The 16,681-nt window shown below is 61.5% G+C and carries 21 protein-coding genes; 9 read left to right on the top strand and 12 right to left on the bottom strand.

Annotated elements, in window-relative coordinates; all coding sequences use genetic code 11:
• Positions 1 to 10 precede the first annotated feature (10 nt).
• On the top strand, positions 11 to 820 hold the full coding sequence (locus J2X71_RS00235; protein WP_310377884.1) for an endonuclease/exonuclease/phosphatase family protein: 810 nt from the start codon (positions 11 to 13) through the stop codon (positions 818 to 820).
• Here J2X71_RS00235 and J2X71_RS00230 read toward each other — a convergent pair.
• Positions 817 to 1,452, bottom strand: coding sequence for an aldolase (locus J2X71_RS00230; protein ID WP_310377882.1), 636 nt, complete (start codon positions 1,450 to 1,452; stop codon positions 817 to 819). The two genes, J2X71_RS00235 and J2X71_RS00230, sit on opposite strands and share 4 nt — an antisense overlap.
• Positions 1,445 to 2,707: a 3-oxo-tetronate kinase gene (gene otnK / locus J2X71_RS00225; protein ID WP_310377879.1), complete on the bottom strand. Its 1,263-nt coding sequence runs from the start codon at positions 2,705 to 2,707 to the stop codon at positions 1,445 to 1,447. Before otnK ends, J2X71_RS00230 begins: the two co-directional genes overlap by 8 nt.
• Before the next feature lie 343 nt (positions 2,708 to 3,050).
• Here otnK and J2X71_RS00220 point away from each other — a divergent pair, with 343 nt between their 5' ends.
• The gene (locus tag J2X71_RS00220; RefSeq protein WP_310377876.1) at positions 3,051 to 4,016 is read left to right on the top strand and encodes an acetylxylan esterase; all 966 of its coding nucleotides are present in this window, start codon (positions 3,051 to 3,053) and stop codon (positions 4,014 to 4,016) included.
• Positions 4,013 to 4,741: an esterase family protein gene (locus J2X71_RS00215; protein ID WP_037105163.1), complete on the top strand. Its 729-nt coding sequence runs from the start codon at positions 4,013 to 4,015 to the stop codon at positions 4,739 to 4,741. Before J2X71_RS00220 ends, J2X71_RS00215 begins: the two co-directional genes overlap by 4 nt.
• 56 nt (positions 4,742 to 4,797) lie before the next feature.
• Here J2X71_RS00215 and J2X71_RS00210 read toward each other — a convergent pair whose 3' ends face one another.
• Entirely contained in the window at positions 4,798 to 5,703 is a 906-nt protein-coding gene (locus J2X71_RS00210) for a S1C family serine protease (RefSeq protein ID WP_113323014.1), read from the bottom strand.
• A gap of 130 nt (positions 5,704 to 5,833) precedes the next feature.
• Complete coding sequence (locus tag J2X71_RS00205; RefSeq protein WP_113323015.1) at positions 5,834 to 6,745, bottom strand: AraC family transcriptional regulator; 912 nt, start codon at positions 6,743 to 6,745, stop codon at positions 5,834 to 5,836.
• Positions 6,746 to 6,860: 115 nt separating this feature from the next.
• Between J2X71_RS00205 and J2X71_RS00200 the strand changes: the two genes are divergently transcribed.
• On the top strand, positions 6,861 to 7,817 hold the full coding sequence (locus J2X71_RS00200) for an SDR family NAD(P)-dependent oxidoreductase (RefSeq protein ID WP_310377870.1): 957 nt from the start codon (positions 6,861 to 6,863) through the stop codon (positions 7,815 to 7,817).
• Position 7,818: 1 nt separating this feature from the next.
• On the opposite strand, the gene J2X71_RS00195 is transcribed toward J2X71_RS00200, so the two are convergent.
• A complete protein-coding gene (locus tag J2X71_RS00195) occupies positions 7,819 to 9,444 on the bottom strand; it encodes an ABC-F family ATP-binding cassette domain-containing protein (protein WP_310377869.1) in 1,626 nt (541 codons plus the stop codon).
• Between the two features lie 165 nt (positions 9,445 to 9,609).
• Between J2X71_RS00195 and J2X71_RS00190 the strand changes: the two genes are divergently transcribed.
• The 4 genes from J2X71_RS00190 to J2X71_RS00175 all read left to right on the top strand — a co-directional run bounded on the left by J2X71_RS00190 (position 9,610) and on the right by J2X71_RS00175 (position 11,169).
• Positions 9,610 to 10,050, top strand: a complete 441-nt coding sequence (locus tag J2X71_RS00190; protein WP_310377867.1) for a DUF1801 domain-containing protein — start codon at positions 9,610 to 9,612, stop codon at positions 10,048 to 10,050.
• Between the two features lie 11 nt (positions 10,051 to 10,061).
• Entirely contained in the window at positions 10,062 to 10,496 is a 435-nt protein-coding gene (locus J2X71_RS00185; RefSeq protein WP_310377865.1) for a DUF1801 domain-containing protein, read from the top strand.
• Positions 10,497 to 10,611: 115 nt separating this feature from the next.
• Positions 10,612 to 10,788 carry a hypothetical protein gene (locus J2X71_RS00180; protein ID WP_310377862.1) on the top strand — a complete coding sequence of 59 codons (177 nt, stop codon included), beginning with the start codon at positions 10,612 to 10,614 and terminating at the stop codon, positions 10,786 to 10,788.
• A 6-nt stretch (positions 10,789 to 10,794) separates the two neighbouring features.
• On the top strand, positions 10,795 to 11,169 hold the full coding sequence (locus J2X71_RS00175) for a VOC family protein (RefSeq protein WP_113323020.1): 375 nt from the start codon (positions 10,795 to 10,797) through the stop codon (positions 11,167 to 11,169).
• A gap of 6 nt (positions 11,170 to 11,175) precedes the next feature.
• On the opposite strand, the gene J2X71_RS00170 is transcribed toward J2X71_RS00175, so the two are convergent.
• From J2X71_RS00170 to J2X71_RS00160, 3 genes are read right to left on the bottom strand one after another with little or no spacing between them, the layout of a single operon-like run.
• A complete protein-coding gene (locus J2X71_RS00170) occupies positions 11,176 to 11,946 on the bottom strand; it encodes an SDR family oxidoreductase (protein WP_310377860.1) in 771 nt (256 codons plus the stop codon).
• A gap of 24 nt (positions 11,947 to 11,970) precedes the next feature.
• On the bottom strand, positions 11,971 to 12,810 hold the full coding sequence (locus J2X71_RS00165) for an alpha/beta hydrolase (RefSeq protein ID WP_310377858.1): 840 nt from the start codon (positions 12,808 to 12,810) through the stop codon (positions 11,971 to 11,973).
• A 57-nt stretch (positions 12,811 to 12,867) separates the two neighbouring features.
• Entirely contained in the window at positions 12,868 to 13,578 is a 711-nt protein-coding gene (locus J2X71_RS00160; RefSeq protein WP_310377856.1) for an alpha/beta hydrolase, read from the bottom strand.
• A gap of 161 nt (positions 13,579 to 13,739) precedes the next feature.
• Between J2X71_RS00160 and J2X71_RS00155 the strand changes: the two genes are divergently transcribed.
• Positions 13,740 to 14,360 carry an ABATE domain-containing protein gene (locus J2X71_RS00155; RefSeq protein WP_310377854.1) on the top strand — a complete coding sequence of 207 codons (621 nt, stop codon included), beginning with the start codon at positions 13,740 to 13,742 and terminating at the stop codon, positions 14,358 to 14,360.
• On the opposite strand, the gene J2X71_RS00150 is transcribed toward J2X71_RS00155, so the two are convergent.
• The 4 genes from J2X71_RS00150 to J2X71_RS00135 all read right to left on the bottom strand — a co-directional run bounded on the left by J2X71_RS00150 (position 14,347) and on the right by J2X71_RS00135 (position 16,673).
• Complete coding sequence (locus tag J2X71_RS00150) at positions 14,347 to 14,808, bottom strand: SRPBCC domain-containing protein (RefSeq protein WP_310377852.1); 462 nt, start codon at positions 14,806 to 14,808, stop codon at positions 14,347 to 14,349. The genes J2X71_RS00155 and J2X71_RS00150 overlap by 14 nt on opposite strands.
• Complete coding sequence (locus J2X71_RS00145) at positions 14,808 to 15,152, bottom strand: metalloregulator ArsR/SmtB family transcription factor (protein WP_310377850.1); 345 nt, start codon at positions 15,150 to 15,152, stop codon at positions 14,808 to 14,810. The genes J2X71_RS00150 and J2X71_RS00145 overlap by 1 nt, the downstream gene beginning before the upstream one ends.
• Positions 15,153 to 15,176: 24 nt before the next feature.
• Positions 15,177 to 15,866, bottom strand: a complete 690-nt coding sequence (locus J2X71_RS00140; RefSeq protein WP_310377848.1) for a glutathione S-transferase family protein — start codon at positions 15,864 to 15,866, stop codon at positions 15,177 to 15,179.
• A 90-nt stretch (positions 15,867 to 15,956) separates the two neighbouring features.
• Entirely contained in the window at positions 15,957 to 16,673 is a 717-nt protein-coding gene (locus J2X71_RS00135; protein ID WP_310377846.1) for a methyltransferase domain-containing protein, read from the bottom strand.
• Positions 16,674 to 16,681 lie beyond the last annotated feature (8 nt).

Raw genomic sequence — 16,681 nt, 5'->3', positions numbered from 1 at the left:
GGGAGCTCGCATGGCTTTACGTATCATTTCACTGAATGCCTGGGGCGGCAGCATCCACGCGCCACTGATCGACTATCTCGCGCATGCGGAGGCCGACGTCTTCTGCCTGCAGGAAGTGGTCCGGTCCGCAACCGATACGCCGGGATGGCTGGAATATCGTGACGGCGGCGTTGTGCTGCCGCAGCGCGCCCATCTTTATGACGAGATTGCCGGCGTTCTCCCTGATCATGACGGCTTCTTCTGCCCCTTTGCACGGGGCGATCTCTTTCACGGCGAGGCAGTCTTCCCGACCGAATTCGGCATTGCCACCTTCGTGCGCAAATCGCATGCAGTAATCGGCCAGGCGGCGGACTTCATCCATGGCGGTTTCTCGTCCAATGGCTGGGGGGAGCATCCGCGTTCGCGCAATGCCCATTGCATTCGGCTGTTCGACTATGCCGGCGGCTTTTCCGTCACCATCGCACAGCTCCACGGCCTGCGTGATCCCGCCGGCAAGGGCGATATTCCGGCCCGGCATGCGCAGGCGGATGCGCTCGTCGAGCTGATCGAACGCGTCTGGCCGGGTGATGAACGCCTGGTCGTCTGTGGCGATTTCAACGTGCTGCCTGACAGTGTAACCTTCGAAAAGCTTGGCCGCCTCGGCCTCAACGATCTCGTCACCGGCAGGGGTTTTACCGATACCCGCACCTCGCTCTATCCGAAGGATGGACGCTTTGCCGATTATATGCTGGTGACATCTGAGGTGGTGGTGGAGCGCTTCGAGGTGGTGGAGGCTCCCGAAGTTTCCGATCACCGGCCTCTCTTGATTGATTTTACCTAGCGCAGCTTGAAGTGCCGCTCCAGGTCGGCGATCTGCCCGCTATTGAGCTGGCGGACCTTCATGCCGCGCGTAATGATCGAAAGCTTCGCCGCCTCTTCCAGTTCTTCGATCGCGAAGACGGCGGAATCGAGCGTGGCAGCCGATACGATCGGCCCGTGATTTTCCAGAAGCACGGCGCTGTGCTCGCCGGCGATTTCAGCAATCAGCGGCTTCACATCAGTCGAGCCCGGCCGTGTATAGGGCACGACAGGCACCTTGCCGACGCGCATCACCACATAGGGCGTCAATGGTGGAATGGCGTCCTTGGGATCGGTATCGGCAAGGCAGGAAAGGGCAGTTGCATAGATGGAATGCAGATGTACCACCGCGCCCGTCTGCGGCCGTTTCTCATAGAAGGAGAAGTGCAGCGGCAGTTCCTTGGTCGGTGCATCGCCCGAGAGGGGCTTGCCGTCTTTGTCGAGCTTCGACAGCCGCTCAGGATCGAGGAAGCCCAGGCAGGAGTTGGTCGGCGTTGCGAGATAGCCGTCCGTGGTCTTTACCGAAATATTGCCCGAGGAGCCGGCCGTAAGCCCGCGCTCGAAAAGCGATTTTCCCCAGCGGACGATGGCTTCGCGCAGTGCTGCCTCATTCATGGCCTGCAATCCTGTCTAGAGCCTTGGCGAAAAAGTCGGGCGAGCCGAAATTGCCGCTCTTCAGCGCGAGCCCGATCGGCCGCGCCGGCCGGCCGCGCTCGGACACCAGAACCGGCACGCCGGGATCGATCTCCGCACCAATGGTCATATGCTTGAGGCCGAGTGCCTCAACGACGGCACCGGAGGTTTCTCCGCCGCCGACAACGATCAGCTGCGTGCCGGAATCGGCAAGCCGCTTGGCAAGGCCGCCGAAGAAATCCTCAAGAATCTTTGCCGATTCCTCGCGGCCGAAGCGCTGCTGCACGAAGCTCACGACATCGGGCGAGGTGGTGGAGTAAACGATCGGATTGTCGGCCGCATTGGAGGCGACCCAGCTGGCGGCGCGTTCCACCGACATGGTGCCGCGCACGATGGCTGCCGGATCGATCGACAGGCCTGGATGGTTCTCCAGATGACAGGCGACCTGGTTCTGCGAGGCGATCGAGCAGGAGCCGCAGAGGACGACGCCGAGGCCAGTAACGACAGGCACTTCGGCGGGAATACCGGAAAGCTTGCCAAGCTTGGCGAAATTACGCACCAGCCCCTGCGCCAGTCCCGACCCGCCGGTTACCAGCGCATGGTCGGCGACAGCTTCACCGATGGTTATCAGATCGGCATCCTCGATGGCATCGACGACGACGAGGCGGTTGCCATCGGTCAGTTCGTCGCGCAGGCGGCTGCGGATGGCGCCCGAACCTTCGCGCACCGTATCGAGTGTGATGCTACCGACACTGCCGCGCGTCTGGTGCCGCAACCAGCGGCGGATGTCGGGATCGGTCATCGGCGTCAGCGGATGATTTTCCATGCCGGATTCGCTGAGCAGCTTGTCCTTGACGAAGAGGTGGCCCATGAAGACCCGCCTTCCGGTCGCCGGAAAGGCCGGGCAGAAGACGGTGACATCGGCGCCCGTCAGCCGCTGCAAGGCCTCGGCCACCGGGCCGATATTGCCTTCACGTGTGGAATCGAAGGTCGAGCAGTATTTGAAGAAGATCTGCTCGCAGCCCTGATCCAGCAGCCAGCGGGCCGCATCCATGGATTGCAACACCGCATCCTCGACCGAGATCGAGCGCGTCTTCAGCGCCACCACGCCGGCTTCGCAATTCACTTTGCCGCGGCCGGGGCCGACGAACTGCATCGTCGACATGCCACCGCGGGCAAGGGTGTTGGCTAGATCGCTGGCGCCGGTGAAATCGTCGGCAATAGCTCCAAGCAGCATGTCAGGCAGGCTCCGGCAGTCTGTTGTTCAATTCGTCCTCGATATGGACGCGGATAAAGTCGTCAAAGGATGTCTCGGCTGTGAAGCCGAGCGAAAGGGTGGGGCTGGCATCCAAACTCTGCGCCGATCACAAGGATTTTCATCTGAAGCGGTCCTTCCGACGGATGATGTGAACGCAAACCAAAACGCGCCGCCGCCTGAGTCGGCAGGCACGATGCGTTTCTAGTTAAGACCAGCCGGGCAAGGCTGTCACGCAATTTCGGGCGGAGGGTCCGGTTTGATTGTAGGTTGGAATTGGCAGTCGGCCTTGCTCCGAGACCAGTTTCGCGACAACAAGCATGGCATGAGCATCCCGACAGAATACCCTTTCGACTTCGACCCCACCTACGGCATGACGCTTGCCGACCTGCAGGCAATCCGCCCGCCGGAATCGCCCTCGGGATTCGATGCCTTTTGGCAGAAGCGTTATGCCAGGGCGCTGGCGGTGAAGCCTGAGCCGCGCTTGAGCCCAAGCAAGGATACCCATCCGGACTGGCAGATACGCGATATTGTCTACACGTCCACGGATGACGTCCGCATCGGCGGCTGGCTGCTCACGCCCCGCAAGGGCGAGGTCAAGCGCGGCCTCGTCGTTGGCCACGGTTATGGAGGCAGGGACCAGCCTGAATTCGATATTCTGGTCGAGGACACCGCCATCCTCTTTCCGTGTTTCCGCGGCATGTCGCGCAGCGCCCATCCGCCGATTTCGCCTGACGCGCCCTGGCATGTGCTCCACAACATCGATGATCCCGATCATTACGTGATCGGCGGCTGCGTTGAGGATCTCTGGGTTGCAGTGTCGGCGCTGCTATCGCTCTATCCCGCGCTCGATGGCCATATCGGCTATAGCGGCATCAGCTTCGGCGGCGGCATCGGCGCGCTCGGCATTCCCTTCGATAAACGTATTGCCCGCGGCCATCTGACGGTACCGACCTTTGGTAACCGCAAGCTGTGGCTAACATTGCCGACGGTTGGCAGCGCCCATTCGGTGCAGGATTATGCAAAGACGCACGCGGATGTTTTCGAAAAGTTGCGGCTCTTCGATGCCGCAACGGCAGCGACCCGCATCACCGTGCCGATGCTGGCCGCCGTCGCCCTCTTCGATCCGGCGGTTGCACCCCCCTGTCAGTTCACGGTGGCCAACGCTTTGCCGAAATCAAAATTTAATGAAATCTTCATCCTGGATGCCGGGCATTTCGACTATGTTGATAGTGCAGTGCAGCAAACTGCGCTGCGTGAGCGAGTCGGGCGGTTTTTCAGGGGTCTATGAACCGAGAATATCTGCGCTGGTACAGCGATCGGCTCCATCGTGACATGGAGCTTCTGGTGTTCGGGCATGCCGGCGCCAAAGTATTGATGTTCCCAACGCGGGAAGGGCGCTTTTGGGAATATGAACATCTCGGAATCGTTGCCAGCCTCGCCGACAAGCTCGAGGCAGGTCATCTGCAGCTGTTCTGCATCGAGGGCCTCGCGGGCGAAACCTTCTACGACTTCGGCCGCCATCCGGCCGATCGTATCCGCCGCCATATCGCTTTCGAGGAATATGTGCTGAACGAGGTTCTGCCGCTGATGGAGAGCCGCAACGGCCACGAATGCACCATCGTCCACGGCTGCAGCCTCGGCGCCTTCCAGGCCGCCAGCCTCGTCTTCCGCCACCCGCATCTCTTCCGCAAGCTGGTGGCCTTTTCCGGCCGCTACGACCTGACGATGAAGGTCGAATCCTTCTCGGATCTCTTCGACGGTTATTACGACGACACGGTCTATTTCCACATGCCGACACATTTCCTGCCGGGCCTTGCCTGCGATTGGCGGCTGGAAAAGCTGCGGCAGGTGGATATCGTGCTGACGATCGGCAACGAGGATCCATTCCTCGATAACAATCGCTATCTCAGCCGCCTTCTCGCTGACATGGGTGTCGGCCATCGGCTGCATTTCTGGGATGGCAGGGCGCACCGCGCCGGTGCCTGGCGCCGGATGGCGCCCCTTTATATCTGAGCATCGCCGGATGTTTATATCTAGGCATCGCCGGATGGCGCCGCTCTATATCTGATTCACTGCATCAGCGGCTTCTTGAGGAAGCTGTTGCGGTCGGCAGATTTGATCCGCAGCCAGGCCTCGCGGCCGTTCCGCAGCACACGCATCGGGATTTCAGCGCCTGCCGGACCGCTCTTCCAGACCTTACGGTAGAAATCGGCAAGCCCGTCCACTTCGCCGTCGCGGATTTCCGAGATCACGTCGCCCTGCTGCAGGCCGGCCTGCGCGGCCGGGCTGCCCTTGGCAACGCTCATGACGACAACTTCCCCGTTGCTTTCAGCCGAAAAGGCGCCGAGCCAGGGGCGCGGCGGCCTGTCGATCTGGCCGCGGTTAAGCAGGTCGTCAAGGATCGGCGGAAGGAGGTTGATCGGCACGGCCATGTTGATATCGGCGACCTCTTCGTCCTGCACCATCTGCAGGCGCAGCGAACCGATGCCAAGCAGCTTGCCGTCGTCGCTGATCAGCGCCGCACCGCCCCAGGAGGGATGGGCGGGTGCGATGAAGATCGCCTCGTCGAGCAGATATTCCCAGTAGCCCGCAAATTCCTGCTTGGCGACGATATTGGCCTGCACGAATTCGCCGAGACCATCGGCAAAGATCACGGCATCGCCGACCGTCGTCTTGACCTTGTCGCCGATGTCGATGGCCGGCAGGTCGAGAGGCGCCAGCGACTGGATGAGGCCGAAGCCGGTTTCCTGGTCATAGGCGAGCGCATGGCCAGGTACGACCTTGCCGTCATGGCGCGTCAGCCAGATTTCGTCTGCTTCGGTGATCAGGTAGCCGATGGTGAGCACCAGCCCGTTTTCCCTGATGACGACGCCGCTTCCTTCCCGGCGGGTGCCCAGCGTGTTCGCGGTGAAGGCATCTTCGGGGATGGAGGCGCGAACGGCCACAACTGACCGCAGGATCCTGTCGATATTCATGGTTTCATCCTCGTAAGGCGGGCACAAAGGCTCGGAATGCAGCGAGGGCCGGCAAGGGCCGGACGCATACCATTCCTTCTATAGGTATGAAACGACAGTCGTTTCTGCAAGACCCGCAGCCTGCGGTCTTTTACCCTGCTGCTTCCCGGCTGTATTGCCGCGGCGAGCGCGCCATCACCCGCTTGAAGGCGGTGCTGAAGGCGCTTTCGGAATCGTAGCCGAGCGAAAGCGCAATCTTGCCGATCGGTTCGCTGCTGTTGGAGAGCCGCTCGCTCGCCAGCATCATACGCCAGCGTGTGAGATAGTCCATCGGCGCGGCTCCGACCTTTTCCTTGAAGCGCTCGGCAAAGGAGGAGCGCGACATGCCGGTCATGACCGCGAGTTGCTGCAGCGTCCAGCGCCGCGCCGGCTCTGCATGCATGGCGCCGATCGCCATGCCGATCTGCCGGTCGGCGAGCGCAAATAGCCAGCCGGTGCCTTTGATATCGGGTGCTGAGAGATAGAGCCGCAGGATCTGCATCAGCATGATATGCGCCAGATGCTCGGTCATCAGGAAGCCGCCCGGGTGGCGGCCGCGCAGCTCCCGCGCCATCTGGTCGATCGCAAAGCGCAGCACCGAGGCCTGATCCGAATGCTCGCTGACATGGACGACCGGCGGCAATATGCCGACGAGCAGATCGGCGCCTGCGCCGGAAAAGCCGAAGCGGCTGCCGACGAGGAAAAAGGCGCCGCCGCCATTGCAGATCGCGACACCATCCTTAGCATGCGCATAGATGTCATTGGCGGGGATCGTCGGCAGGCTGCGGTCGCTCATCATCCGGAAGGGCCGGCTCTGCGTCAGCAGAAAACAATCGCCTTCCTCGAGCCGCACAGGCTCAGCGACCCCATCCACCTCCAGCCAGCAGCCGCCCGAGAGAACGGCATTGAACTTGATGCCCTGCGGCGGCGGAAAATCGATCGCCCAGTCACGGCCGGCATCGAGCCCGAGCGAGACGTAGCTCTTCGGCTTCAAGAGCGCCAGCACATCGGAAAGCGGATCCATGGAAACAGAACTCATAAGGAAATCCGGACGATCGCAAACATATCATGGACTTTAACGCATAGATCGTATGGACGCCACCGCATTAGTCTCCGGCCGAAAGCAGAAGGAGGCATCCATGGAAAACACACAACACCCCATCGGCTCCGGTTTTGGCGCTCGCTCCACAGCCGACGACGTGCTCGCGGGCATCGATCTCACGGGCAAACTGGCAATCGTCACCGGCGGCCATTCCGGCCTCGGACTGGAGACGACGAAAGCGCTGTCGCGGGCCGGCGCGCATGTGCTGATCGGCGCGCGTCAGCCGGAAGCGGCGGCCAAGGCGCTCTCGGGCATCGCCAATGTCGAGATCGACAGGCTCGATCTCTCCGATCTCGAAAGCGTGCGGCAGTTTGCTGAGCGCTTCGTCGCTTCCGGACGCAAGGCCGATATCGTCATTAACAGCGCCGGCATCATGGCCTGCCCGGAAACGCGGGTCGGGCCGGGCTGGGAGGCGCAGTTTGCCACCAACCATCTCGGCCATTTCGCACTCGTCAATCGCCTCTGGCCGGCGATTGCGAGGGGAGCCCGTGTGGTTGCCGTCTCCTCCGGTGCCCATGGCATCACGCCCATCCGCTGGGACGATGTCCAGTTCACCGAGGGCTACGACCGGTGGCAGGCCTATGGACAGGCGAAGACCGCAAACGCGCTCTTTGCGGTGCAACTTGACAGGTTGGGCAGGGATGCCGGCGTGCGTGCCTTCTCGCTGCATCCCGGCAAGATCCTGACGCCGCTGCAACGGCACCTGGAGAAGGAAGACATGGTCGCCGCCGGCTGGATCGATGCCGACGGCAATGCGGCCGACCCAACGTTCAAGACACCGGAGCAGGGTGCCGCGACGCAGGTCTGGGCCGCAACCTCGCCGCAGCTTGCAGACCTTGGCGGCCTCTATTGCGCCGACTGCGATATCGCATCCGTCTCGGATGACGGTGCGGAAACCAGCGTGCGCGCTTACGCCGTCGATCCCGACGAGGCTGCCCGTCTCTGGGCGCTCTCGGCGGAACTGACTGGTATCGACGCCTTCGCCAGATCCTAGCTCAGGGAGCGTGGATGCCGGGCGCCTCGTAGCCGGTGCGCTCGACATACTCCGTATAGCCACCGCCATACTGGTGGATGCCGTCGGGCGTCAGCTCCAGCACGCGGTTGGAAAGGGCGGCAAGGAAGTGGCGGTCGTGCGAGACGAAGAGCATCGTGCCTTCGAAGTCGGCGAGCGCATTGATCAGCATTTCCTTGGTGTCGAGGTCGAGATGGTTGGTCGGCTCGTCGAGCACGAGGAAGTTCGGCGGGTCGAACAGCATGTGAGCCATGACGAGGCGGGCCTTCTCGCCGCCGGACAGTACGCGGCAGCGCTTGTCCACGTCGTCGCCCGAAAAGCCGAAACAGCCGGCCAGCGCTCGCAGCGGCGCCTGGCCGGCGAGCGGGAAGGAATCTTCCAGCCATTCGAGCACGGTGCGCTCACCATCGAGCAGGTCCATGGCATGCTGGGCGAAATAGCCGAGCTTCACGCTGGCGCCGAGCGCCACGCTGCCGGCATCCGGCTCGGCAGTGCCGGTCACCAGCTTCAGGAGCGTGGATTTGCCGGCGCCGTTGACGCCCATGATGCACCAGCGCTCCTTGCGGCGGACCATGAAATCCAGCCCTTCATAGATGGTGCGGCTGCCATATTTCTTGTGCACGTTCTTGAGATTGACGACGTCTTCGCCCGAGCGCGGCGCCGGCTGGAAGTCGAAAGCCACCGTCTGGCGGCGCTTCGGCGGCTCCACGCGCTCGATCTTTTCCAGCTTCTTGACGCGACTCTGCACCTGCGAAGCATGGCTGGCGCGCGCCTTGAAGCGCTCGATAAACTTGATTTCCTTGGCGAGCATCGCCTGCTGGCGCTCGAACTGCGCCTGCTGCTGCTTCTCGTTCTGCGCCCGCTGCTGCTCGTAAAAACCGTAGTCGCCGGAATAGCTGTTGAGCGAGCCGGCATCGATCTCGATGATCTTAGTGACGATGCGGTTCATGAACTCGCGGTCGTGCGAGGTCATCAGCAATGCGCCCTCATAGGTCTTGAGGAATTCTTCCAGCCAGATCAGGCTTTCGAGATCCAGGTGGTTGCTCGGTTCGTCAAGCAGCATGACGTCGGGACGCATCAGCAGGATGCGGCCGAGCGCCACGCGCATCTTCCAGCCGCCGGAGAGTGCACCGACATCGCCGTCCATCATTTCCTGGCTGAAGCTCAGGCCGTCCAGAACTTCGCGGGCACGGCCTTCCAGCGCATAGCCATCCAGTTCCTCGTAGCGCGCCTGCACCTCGCCGTAGCGCTCGATGATCTGATCCATCTCGTCCATGCGGTCAGGATCGGACATGGCCGCTTCCAGCTCGCGCAGCTCTGCGGCGACGATGCTGACGGGGCCGGCCCCCTCCATCACCTCGGCAACCGCGCTGCGGCCGGACATTTCGCCGACATCCTGGTTGAAGTAGCCGATGGAGACGTGCTTTTCGACTGAGACCTGGCCTTCATCCGGCAGTTCTTCGCCATTGATCATGCGGAAAAGCGTCGTCTTGCCGGCGCCGTTCGGGCCGACGAGACCGATCTTTTCGCCGCGATTGAGGGCGGCAGTGGCTTCGATGAAGAGGATGCGGTGGCTGTTCTGCTTGCTGATATTTTCGATACGGATCATGTCTTACGCGGGAGCTTGGGAGAATTTTGGCGCCCTTATGCCACGGGTTTGCCGCCGTGTCGCAGGTTTTCCGCGTCATCAAGCTGTGATCTTTGCAGCTGTGGCCATTCCGCACGACTGGAAATCGAGGGATGCTTCCTTATTATCCCCAAGGGGGAGGAGCCCATGGCCAATAAGATATCCAGCAAGACGGCAAAACCGGCAGAGCCCAAGCTGCTATCCGGCGGCAATCCGCAGATCGCCAAAGGCGAGGGCGATGGCCCGGTACAGGCCTATATCGCCGCCATGCCCGGCTGGAAAAGCAATGTCGGCCGCCACCTCGATGAATTGATCATGCGCACTGTTCCGGATGCCCACAAGGCCGTCAAATGGAACTCGCCGCTCTACGGTATGAAGGACGATGGCTGGTTCCTTGGCATCCATTGCTTCAACAAGTACATCAAGCTTGCATTCTTCCGCGGTGCTGCTTTGCAGCCCATACTGCCGGGAGAATCCAGGACTGCGGAAACGCGCTATTTCCACATCCATGAGAACGACCCGATCGACGAGGCGCAGCTCGCCGACTGGATAAGGCAGGCAAGCCTGTTGCCGGGCGAGAAAATGTAAGGAGAGAGACCATGAAGAAAGCGGCGACGACGAAAAAGGAAGCGGAACCGAAAGAAATCTCTCCCTCCGAACGCATCGATGCCAAGATCAGGGAATTGGACGACTGGCGCGGCGAAACGCTCTCCCGCGTCCGAACGATCATCCGCGAGGCCGACCCCGAGGTGGAGGAGACGTGGAAGTGGAGGGGCGTCCCGGTCTGGGAACACGCCGGCATCATCTGCACCGGCGAAACCTACAAGGCGGTGGTCAAGCTGACCTTCGCCAAGGGCGCTTCGGTGGAAGACCCGTCCAACCTTTTTAACTCCAGCCTTGAAGGCAATACGCGCCGGGCGATCGATATTCGCGAGGGGGATAAGATCGATGAGGCGGCGCTGAAGGCGCTGGTGCAGGCCGCGGTGGCGCTGAACACGGCGGGCAAACCGGCATCGAAGAAAGCGAGCGCCTAGTTCTGAGGGTAAAAGGCGTCTGTGGCGACAACTGGTCATTGCCGATGCCGCGGAGCGTCCTATGTGGAGCCTTGCGAGCTCATTTCGATTGAAACCCGCTAAGACGGAGGCTCTCTTGAAGAGTTATCTTCCCTATCTGGCTGGTGCACTGGCGGGAATGCTCGTGGCCATTTTCCTGTCCAGCCTTTTGACGCTGACAGGAACGCCACAGCTGGTCCTTTTCGCCCTGCTGCCCGTAGTCGGTGGTGCTGTCGCCGAGCGTGTTTCTCGGCGCCGCTCCGGCAATTCGTGAGTGACCATGGGGCGGCTGAAGGAAATCGTCATCGATTGCGATGTGCCCTCCCGCGTCGCCCGCTTCTGGGCTGAAGCGCTCGATGACTATGCGGTCTTGCCCTACGACGATGAGGAAATCGCCCGCCTTGCCACGCTTGGCCTGACGCCGGAAACCGATCCGGTGGTGATGGTCGAAGGACCGGGAACGCGCCTTTGCTTCCATCTTCGCCCGGGAGAGCGTCCGGCCCGCAATCGCGTCCACCTCGATATCGCTGTCGGCGACCGGACAAAAGAGGTCGCGCGCCTCATCTCTCTGGGCGCGACCTTCGTGCGTGAGACGGCCGATTACACCGTGCTGAACGACCCCGAGGGCAACAATTTCTGCGTCACCTCCGATTAGTCTGCGTCAGACCGACTTCACCTCGCCACCATCCATGCGAAGCGTCGTCCCGGTCATCCAGTGCGCACCCGGCGATACGAGGAAGGCCATGAGTTCGGCGATCTCTTCCGGCTCGCCGTAGCGGGCAATGCCAGCCTTCTTCGGAAATCTGGCCGTCGCCTCCTCCACCGTCATGTCGTGCAGCGGCGCCCAGTGCTCCAGATAGCTGCGCCGGCGGCCGGTCATGACCGGGCCGGGCAGCACGCTGTTGACCTGCACGCCATCCTGGATGCCGCGATCGGAGAAAGCCTTGGCGAGTGCGGATATCGCCGCATTGATCGTGCCGACGGCAGCATAGGCCGCCTTCGGAAAGACCGCCGAATTGCCTGACATCAGCACGACGGAACCCTTCGTTTCCTTCAGTGCCGGCCAGGCGGCGATGGTCAGCCGCCGTGCGCCATGCAGCTTCAGCGCCATGCCATCATCCCATTGCCGGTCCGTCATTTCGAACACGTCGATCTGCGGCACGGCGCCGGCAATGTTGAGCAGCGCATCGATCCGCCCGAAAACGGCAAGCGCTTTGTCGACGACGGCCTGTGCCGCGGCCGGCTCCGCAAGGTCGGCATCGATGACGAGCGTCTTGGCACCCGCCGCTTCGACTGCTTTCGCCGTCTCCGCGAGATTGGCCTTGTTGCGGGCAACGAGCACGAGCTTGGAAAAATCCTTTGCGAGCCGGATGGCCGTTGCCTGGCCGATGCCCTGGCTGGCACCGGTAATGATGGCTACTTTATCGGACATGATATCTCTCCTGTCGCGGGATTATCAGCCAAGGAAATCGCGGATTGCAGCGGCAATTTCATCCGCATGTGTTTCGAGCGCGAAGTGGCCGGTATCGAAGAATTTGATCACGGCGTCAGGAATATCGCGGGCGAAGGCTTCCGCGCCCGGCGGCAGGAAGAAGGGATCATTCTTGCCCCAGACGGCGAGGAAGCGCGGCTTGTGGGTCCGGAAGTAATCCTGGAAGGTCGGGTAGAGTGCCACATTGCTCTTGTAGTCGCCCATGAGATCGAGCTGCACATCTTCAGCGCCCGGACGCGAGAGATAGAAATTGTCGAGCGAATAGCCGTCAGGCGATATCCTGGTCGTATCGGCAACGCCATGCGTATATTGCCAGATCGTCGTTTCCGGCCCGAGGAACCCCTTCAGCACGGCGCGGTTTTCTGCGCTGGCGTCCTGCCAGTAGGCCTGCACCGGGTTCCATGCGTCGCTGAGGCCATCGACATAGGCATTGCCATTCTGCGAAATGATGCCCGTGATCCGCTCTGGATGTTTGACCGCCAGGCGGAAGCCCGTCGGAGCGCCGTAATCGAAGACATAGACGGCATAGCGATCGAAGCCGACGATCTCGGTGAAGCGGTCGATCGTGTCTGCAATGCTGTCGAAGCTGTTGACCGCGGGATCGTCCGACTGCCCGAAGCCCGGAAGATCCGGCGCGATGATGTGATAGCGATCGGCCAGCAGCGGGATCAGATCGCGAAACATGTGGCCGGAGGTCGGGAAGCCATGCAGCAGCAGGAGCTTCGGAGCGTCCTGGGTGCCGGCCTCGCGATAGGCGATCTTGATGCCGTCGACGGTGGTGTTGCGGTAGCTGATCTTGGTCATGGTCCTGTTTCCTTCAGTTGAGATGAATGGCGATGTGTTGGGAGATATGTCGGTCATTCAGGCTGCGGCCACTGTTGCCGCGGCCTCTCGGATGACCTGCAGCACCGTGTCCGGTGCCGTCACCATCGGCGTATGATCGACCGGGAAGGGCCGTTGCATCGCCTGCATACGCTCAGCCATGAAGCGCTGGTTGGCGGCGGCGATCATCCGGTCGTCCTCCGCCACCAGGAACCAGGAAGGGCGATCCTTCCAGAGCGGCCGCCCGACCGGTGCCGTGATGCAGGCAGGCGAGATCGGCCGCTGCACGGCCGAGAGCACCGCCAGTTCTTCATTCGTGGCATTCTGCGCATAGGCCGCGGCAAAGGCTTCATGCGGATAATAGATCAGGCCGTTTTCATCAGGCGCTAGCTCCGGCGCCCGCGGATCGAGTTCGCTGCGATAGAAGACATCGGCAACCGTCTCTCCTTCATCGGGGGCGAGAGCAGAAACATAGACCAGTGCCTTCACATTTTCATTCCGCACCCCGGCGATAACCGCTCCAGCATAGGCATGGCCTGTTAGAACCACTGGCCTATCCACACGGTCCAGCGCCTGTTCAAGGGCTTTAACGTCATCGGCATAGGAGGTCATCGGTAGCGGCGCTGCTGTCACCGCAAAACCCTCGGCGACAAGCGGAGCGATGACTTTGGCCCAGCCGGAGCCGTCGGCCCAGGCGCCATGGACGAGCACGATATGCATAGTCTGCTGATCAATCGACTGCGACGACATCTGCTTTCTCCTTCGTTCGGATTGTAACCTCTTAAATCGATATAGAACGGTTACTCCTTAGGAAGGTAACTTGTCAACAGCCTTTTGACAGGTTATATAAGAGTCGCGTTTTCAAGCAGGCTGCCCTACAGCTATGGTCGGCAGCCGGAATAGGACTTGTCATGGATAACCACTCTCCCGCCCTCTTTCTGGGTGATGCGCTGGCACTGGATTTCCTGAATTCGGTGGCAACGCCCATCGACACGCCTGTTGATTGGATAGAGGACGGGGAGGGACTGTTGCGCTGGCTCGAGCAGGCAAACCTCGTCCCGCGCGAAACGCTCGAAAGCCTGCGTGCCCAGGCGTTGCCGGGCGAACTCGACAACGTCGCCGATCAGGCAAGGAACCTGCGCGAGTGGTTCCGGACCTTCGTCCGCGAGCACAAGGGAAGGCAGTTGAAGCCCGACGCCCTGGCCGAGCTCGAACCGCTGAACCGTCTGCTGGAGCGCGACGAAGGCTATGGCCGCGTCGTGGCGCGGCAGACGGATGAGGGCGCGGTCTTCGACTTCCAGCCCATGCGCAAATGGCGCTCGCCGGAAGCATTGCTGCTACCGGTCGGCGAGGCACTCGGCCGCTTCGTCTGCACCGAGGATTTTTCCAATGTGAAGGCCTGCGAAGGACCAGTCTGCACCCTGCTGTTTGCCGACCATACCCGTGGTCATCGCCGGCGCTGGTGCAGCATGGCGATGTGCGGTAATCGCGCCAAGCAGGCCGCACATCGGCACCGGATCAGACAGGCGTAGCCGCCATCTCTTCGACGAGCCGGTCGAAGCCGATGCCGGTGCCGCTCTCTCTGATATCGCCGTCTTTGGCATCGCCGAAGACGGCCTGTTCGGTGAAGGTCATCAGCGTCATGCCGCCGCGTCCGGTGAATTCCACCGTGACCAGCGAGGAAGAGATGCTCTTTCCCGCCGTCAGCATCGTATAGGCATAGACGATGCGTTCGCGCGGGTGGATTTCGAGATAATAGGCGCGCATCGCCTGTTCCGTCCCGTCGGGCATGCGCCATGTCATGCGCTCGCTCCCGCCGGTCTCGAAGGTGAATTGATCCTCCAGTACTTGCCAGTCGGGATGGCAGGCGGTCCAGCGCCGTTTCAGCGCATGGTCCGACCAGAAGCGGAATGAATGCGCCACGCTGCCGGGCAGGTCGCGTTTGATGACGAAGGTGCGGTGATTGACGCTGACACCCATCAGTGATCCTTTTCCTCAGGAGTTTCCGCCATCAGCAAGGCGAGGCGATCGAAGGCGGCGTGCATTTCAGCTTGACGCTGCTCGATCCATTGGTTGATGGCGCCGAATGCCTGCTGCTGCATGCGATAGGTGCGGACCCGCCCCACCTTTTCCGAAATGACGATGCCGCTTTCTTCCAGAATCCGCAGATGTTTCAGCACCGCCGACAGGCCGACATCGGCGGGCTCCGCCAGTTCCGTGACGGAGGCCGGCCCCCTGGCAAGCTTTTCCACGAAGCCACGGCGATAGGGATCGGCGAGCGCCTGAAATATCCGGTCGAATTCGGCTGGCGCCAGTTCTGCCATCACATGCCTCAAAATGTCCCGACCTCAAGATGTCGCGGCTTCAAGATAACGCGCTGACATCGCCTCCCGATAGGGAAACATCGAGAAATAGGGCTGCGCTTCGGCCAGCACGCGTTTGACGGAAGCACGTTGTAACAGACGCTCCAGATAGGAGGAAAGCGCCTGCTGCTCAGCTATGAAAGGATGCACGATGGAAGCAAAGAACAGCCCCGGCAGAGCCGCGCAATCGGCCATGGTGAAATCATCGCCCGTCGCCCAGAGCCTTCCCTGCATATCCGCCTCGATCATCTTGTAGGCCTGATCAAGCATCCCTCTCGCTTCAGTGACGCCATGCGGATCATGGGCGTCCGCCGGCCGGATTCTGTCGGTGACGATCTTCTGCATCGGCACGCTGACATAGAGGTCGTAAAACCGATCCCAGAGCCGCACCTGCAGCAGCGCGTCCGGATCATCGGGCAGAAGCCGCACCGGCCCCGGATAATGGGCCTGCAGGTATTCGATGATGATGCTCGTCTCCGGGACCGTAAGCCCGGTTGCCTCGTCATGCAGGATCGGAATCTTGCCGACCGGCCATTTGTCGAGCAGGGCCGCAGCCGAGTCCGGATCGGCAAAATTGACGATCCGGCTGTCGAACGCGGTCTCGTTTTCATAAAGCGCGATCAGCACCTTGTGACAGAAGGAGGCCAGCGGATGCAGATAAAGGGTCAGCGTCATACGGCACCTATAGTTTCCAATTTCGGAAACTATATCTCGGTCGCTATTGTCACGCAAGATACTTTCCAAAGCTGGAAAGTTTAGGTGCGCCTATGCGCATGCCACCCATCCCCTGAAGCTGAAGGCGGCGTAGAACAGGCTGACATCCGAGAAGCCTGCCGCGCGCAGCATGGCCTCCTCATCTTCCGGAGCGAGGATATGCAGCCTCTCGCGCATGGCCGTGCGCGCATTCTCCTGCCGGGAAGGGTCTCCTCCGTCAGGAGCGCCATAGGCGATATGGCGATCGATCCACATCGACCGCCCCGGCTCGTCTTGCGGGAAACTCATATGCGCAACAACAAACGGCGCACCGGCTTTCAGTCGGCGGCGAATTTGCTGAAGTATTTCAGGTCGTTGCTCGACGGGGATGTGATGGAAGGTCAGCAGGCAGACGGCGGTATCGAAGGGGCCTTCGGGCGCGATATCGATGCCGCCCTGGTGAAAACCGATGCGACTGCTGTGCTCTCCGGCAACCTGCCGCGCCAGTTGCAGCATGTCGGCAGAGGGGTCTATGCCATCAAAAGTCCAGCCCGCATGCGCCTCGGCAAAGGCTTTGAGTTCCAGTCCGCCGCCGGCGCCGAGCACGAGCACGCGGCCATTGTCGGGCGTCCGCTCCGCCATCAGCATCGTCGCCATCCGGTGCAGGCTTGATAAGCCGGGAACCTGCCGCGGAGGGCCTTCGAGATAGGATTTAACGGCATCGCCGGTAAAGGCAGATGCCGTCTTATGAGGTGTGGGCAGGCCCGGGGAATCGTGATCTCGCATCATGTAACTTT

This window comes from Rhizobium sp. 1399, assembly GCF_031455475.1.
Classification (GTDB): domain Bacteria; phylum Pseudomonadota; class Alphaproteobacteria; order Rhizobiales; family Rhizobiaceae; genus Rhizobium.
Note: the sequence above shows the minus strand (reverse complement) of the source record. Positions and strands in the feature narration are given on the sequence as shown.

Bases quoted from the DNA above. Each gene is read 5' to 3' on its own strand.
- J2X71_RS00150 (WP_310377852.1), bottom strand. From the start codon at position 14,808: ATGGGTGTCAGCGTCAATCACCGCACCTTCGTCATCAAACGCGACCTG.
- J2X71_RS00185 (WP_310377865.1), top strand. From the start codon at position 10,062: ATGAAGAAAGCGGCGACGACGAAAAAGGAAGCGGAACCGAAAGAAATC.
- J2X71_RS00160 (WP_310377856.1), bottom strand. From the start codon at position 13,578: ATGTCGTCGCAGTCGATTGATCAGCAGACTATGCATATCGTGCTCGTC.
- J2X71_RS00165 (WP_310377858.1), bottom strand. From the start codon at position 12,810: ATGACCAAGATCAGCTACCGCAACACCACCGTCGACGGCATCAAGATC.
- J2X71_RS00155 (WP_310377854.1), top strand. From the start codon at position 13,740: ATGGATAACCACTCTCCCGCCCTCTTTCTGGGTGATGCGCTGGCACTG.
- J2X71_RS00175 (WP_113323020.1), top strand. From the start codon at position 10,795: ATGGGGCGGCTGAAGGAAATCGTCATCGATTGCGATGTGCCCTCCCGC.
- J2X71_RS00140 (WP_310377848.1), bottom strand. From the start codon at position 15,866: ATGACGCTGACCCTTTATCTGCATCCGCTGGCCTCCTTCTGTCACAAG.
- J2X71_RS00220 (WP_310377876.1), top strand. From the start codon at position 3,051: ATGAGCATCCCGACAGAATACCCTTTCGACTTCGACCCCACCTACGGC.
- J2X71_RS00170 (WP_310377860.1), bottom strand. From the start codon at position 11,946: ATGTCCGATAAAGTAGCCATCATTACCGGTGCCAGCCAGGGCATCGGC.
- J2X71_RS00235 (WP_310377884.1), top strand. From the start codon at position 11: ATGGCTTTACGTATCATTTCACTGAATGCCTGGGGCGGCAGCATCCAC.
- J2X71_RS00205 (WP_113323015.1), bottom strand. From the start codon at position 6,745: ATGGATCCGCTTTCCGATGTGCTGGCGCTCTTGAAGCCGAAGAGCTAC.
- J2X71_RS00145 (WP_310377850.1), bottom strand. From the start codon at position 15,152: ATGGCAGAACTGGCGCCAGCCGAATTCGACCGGATATTTCAGGCGCTC.
- J2X71_RS00215 (WP_037105163.1), top strand. From the start codon at position 4,013: ATGAACCGAGAATATCTGCGCTGGTACAGCGATCGGCTCCATCGTGAC.
- J2X71_RS00190 (WP_310377867.1), top strand. From the start codon at position 9,610: ATGGCCAATAAGATATCCAGCAAGACGGCAAAACCGGCAGAGCCCAAG.
- J2X71_RS00135 (WP_310377846.1), bottom strand. From the start codon at position 16,673: ATGATGCGAGATCACGATTCCCCGGGCCTGCCCACACCTCATAAGACG.
- J2X71_RS00195 (WP_310377869.1), bottom strand. From the start codon at position 9,444: ATGATCCGTATCGAAAATATCAGCAAGCAGAACAGCCACCGCATCCTC.
- J2X71_RS00200 (WP_310377870.1), top strand. From the start codon at position 6,861: ATGGAAAACACACAACACCCCATCGGCTCCGGTTTTGGCGCTCGCTCC.
- J2X71_RS00210 (WP_113323014.1), bottom strand. From the start codon at position 5,703: ATGAATATCGACAGGATCCTGCGGTCAGTTGTGGCCGTTCGCGCCTCC.
- J2X71_RS00230 (WP_310377882.1), bottom strand. From the start codon at position 1,452: ATGAATGAGGCAGCACTGCGCGAAGCCATCGTCCGCTGGGGAAAATCG.
- otnK (WP_310377879.1), bottom strand. From the start codon at position 2,707: ATGCTGCTTGGAGCTATTGCCGACGATTTCACCGGCGCCAGCGATCTA.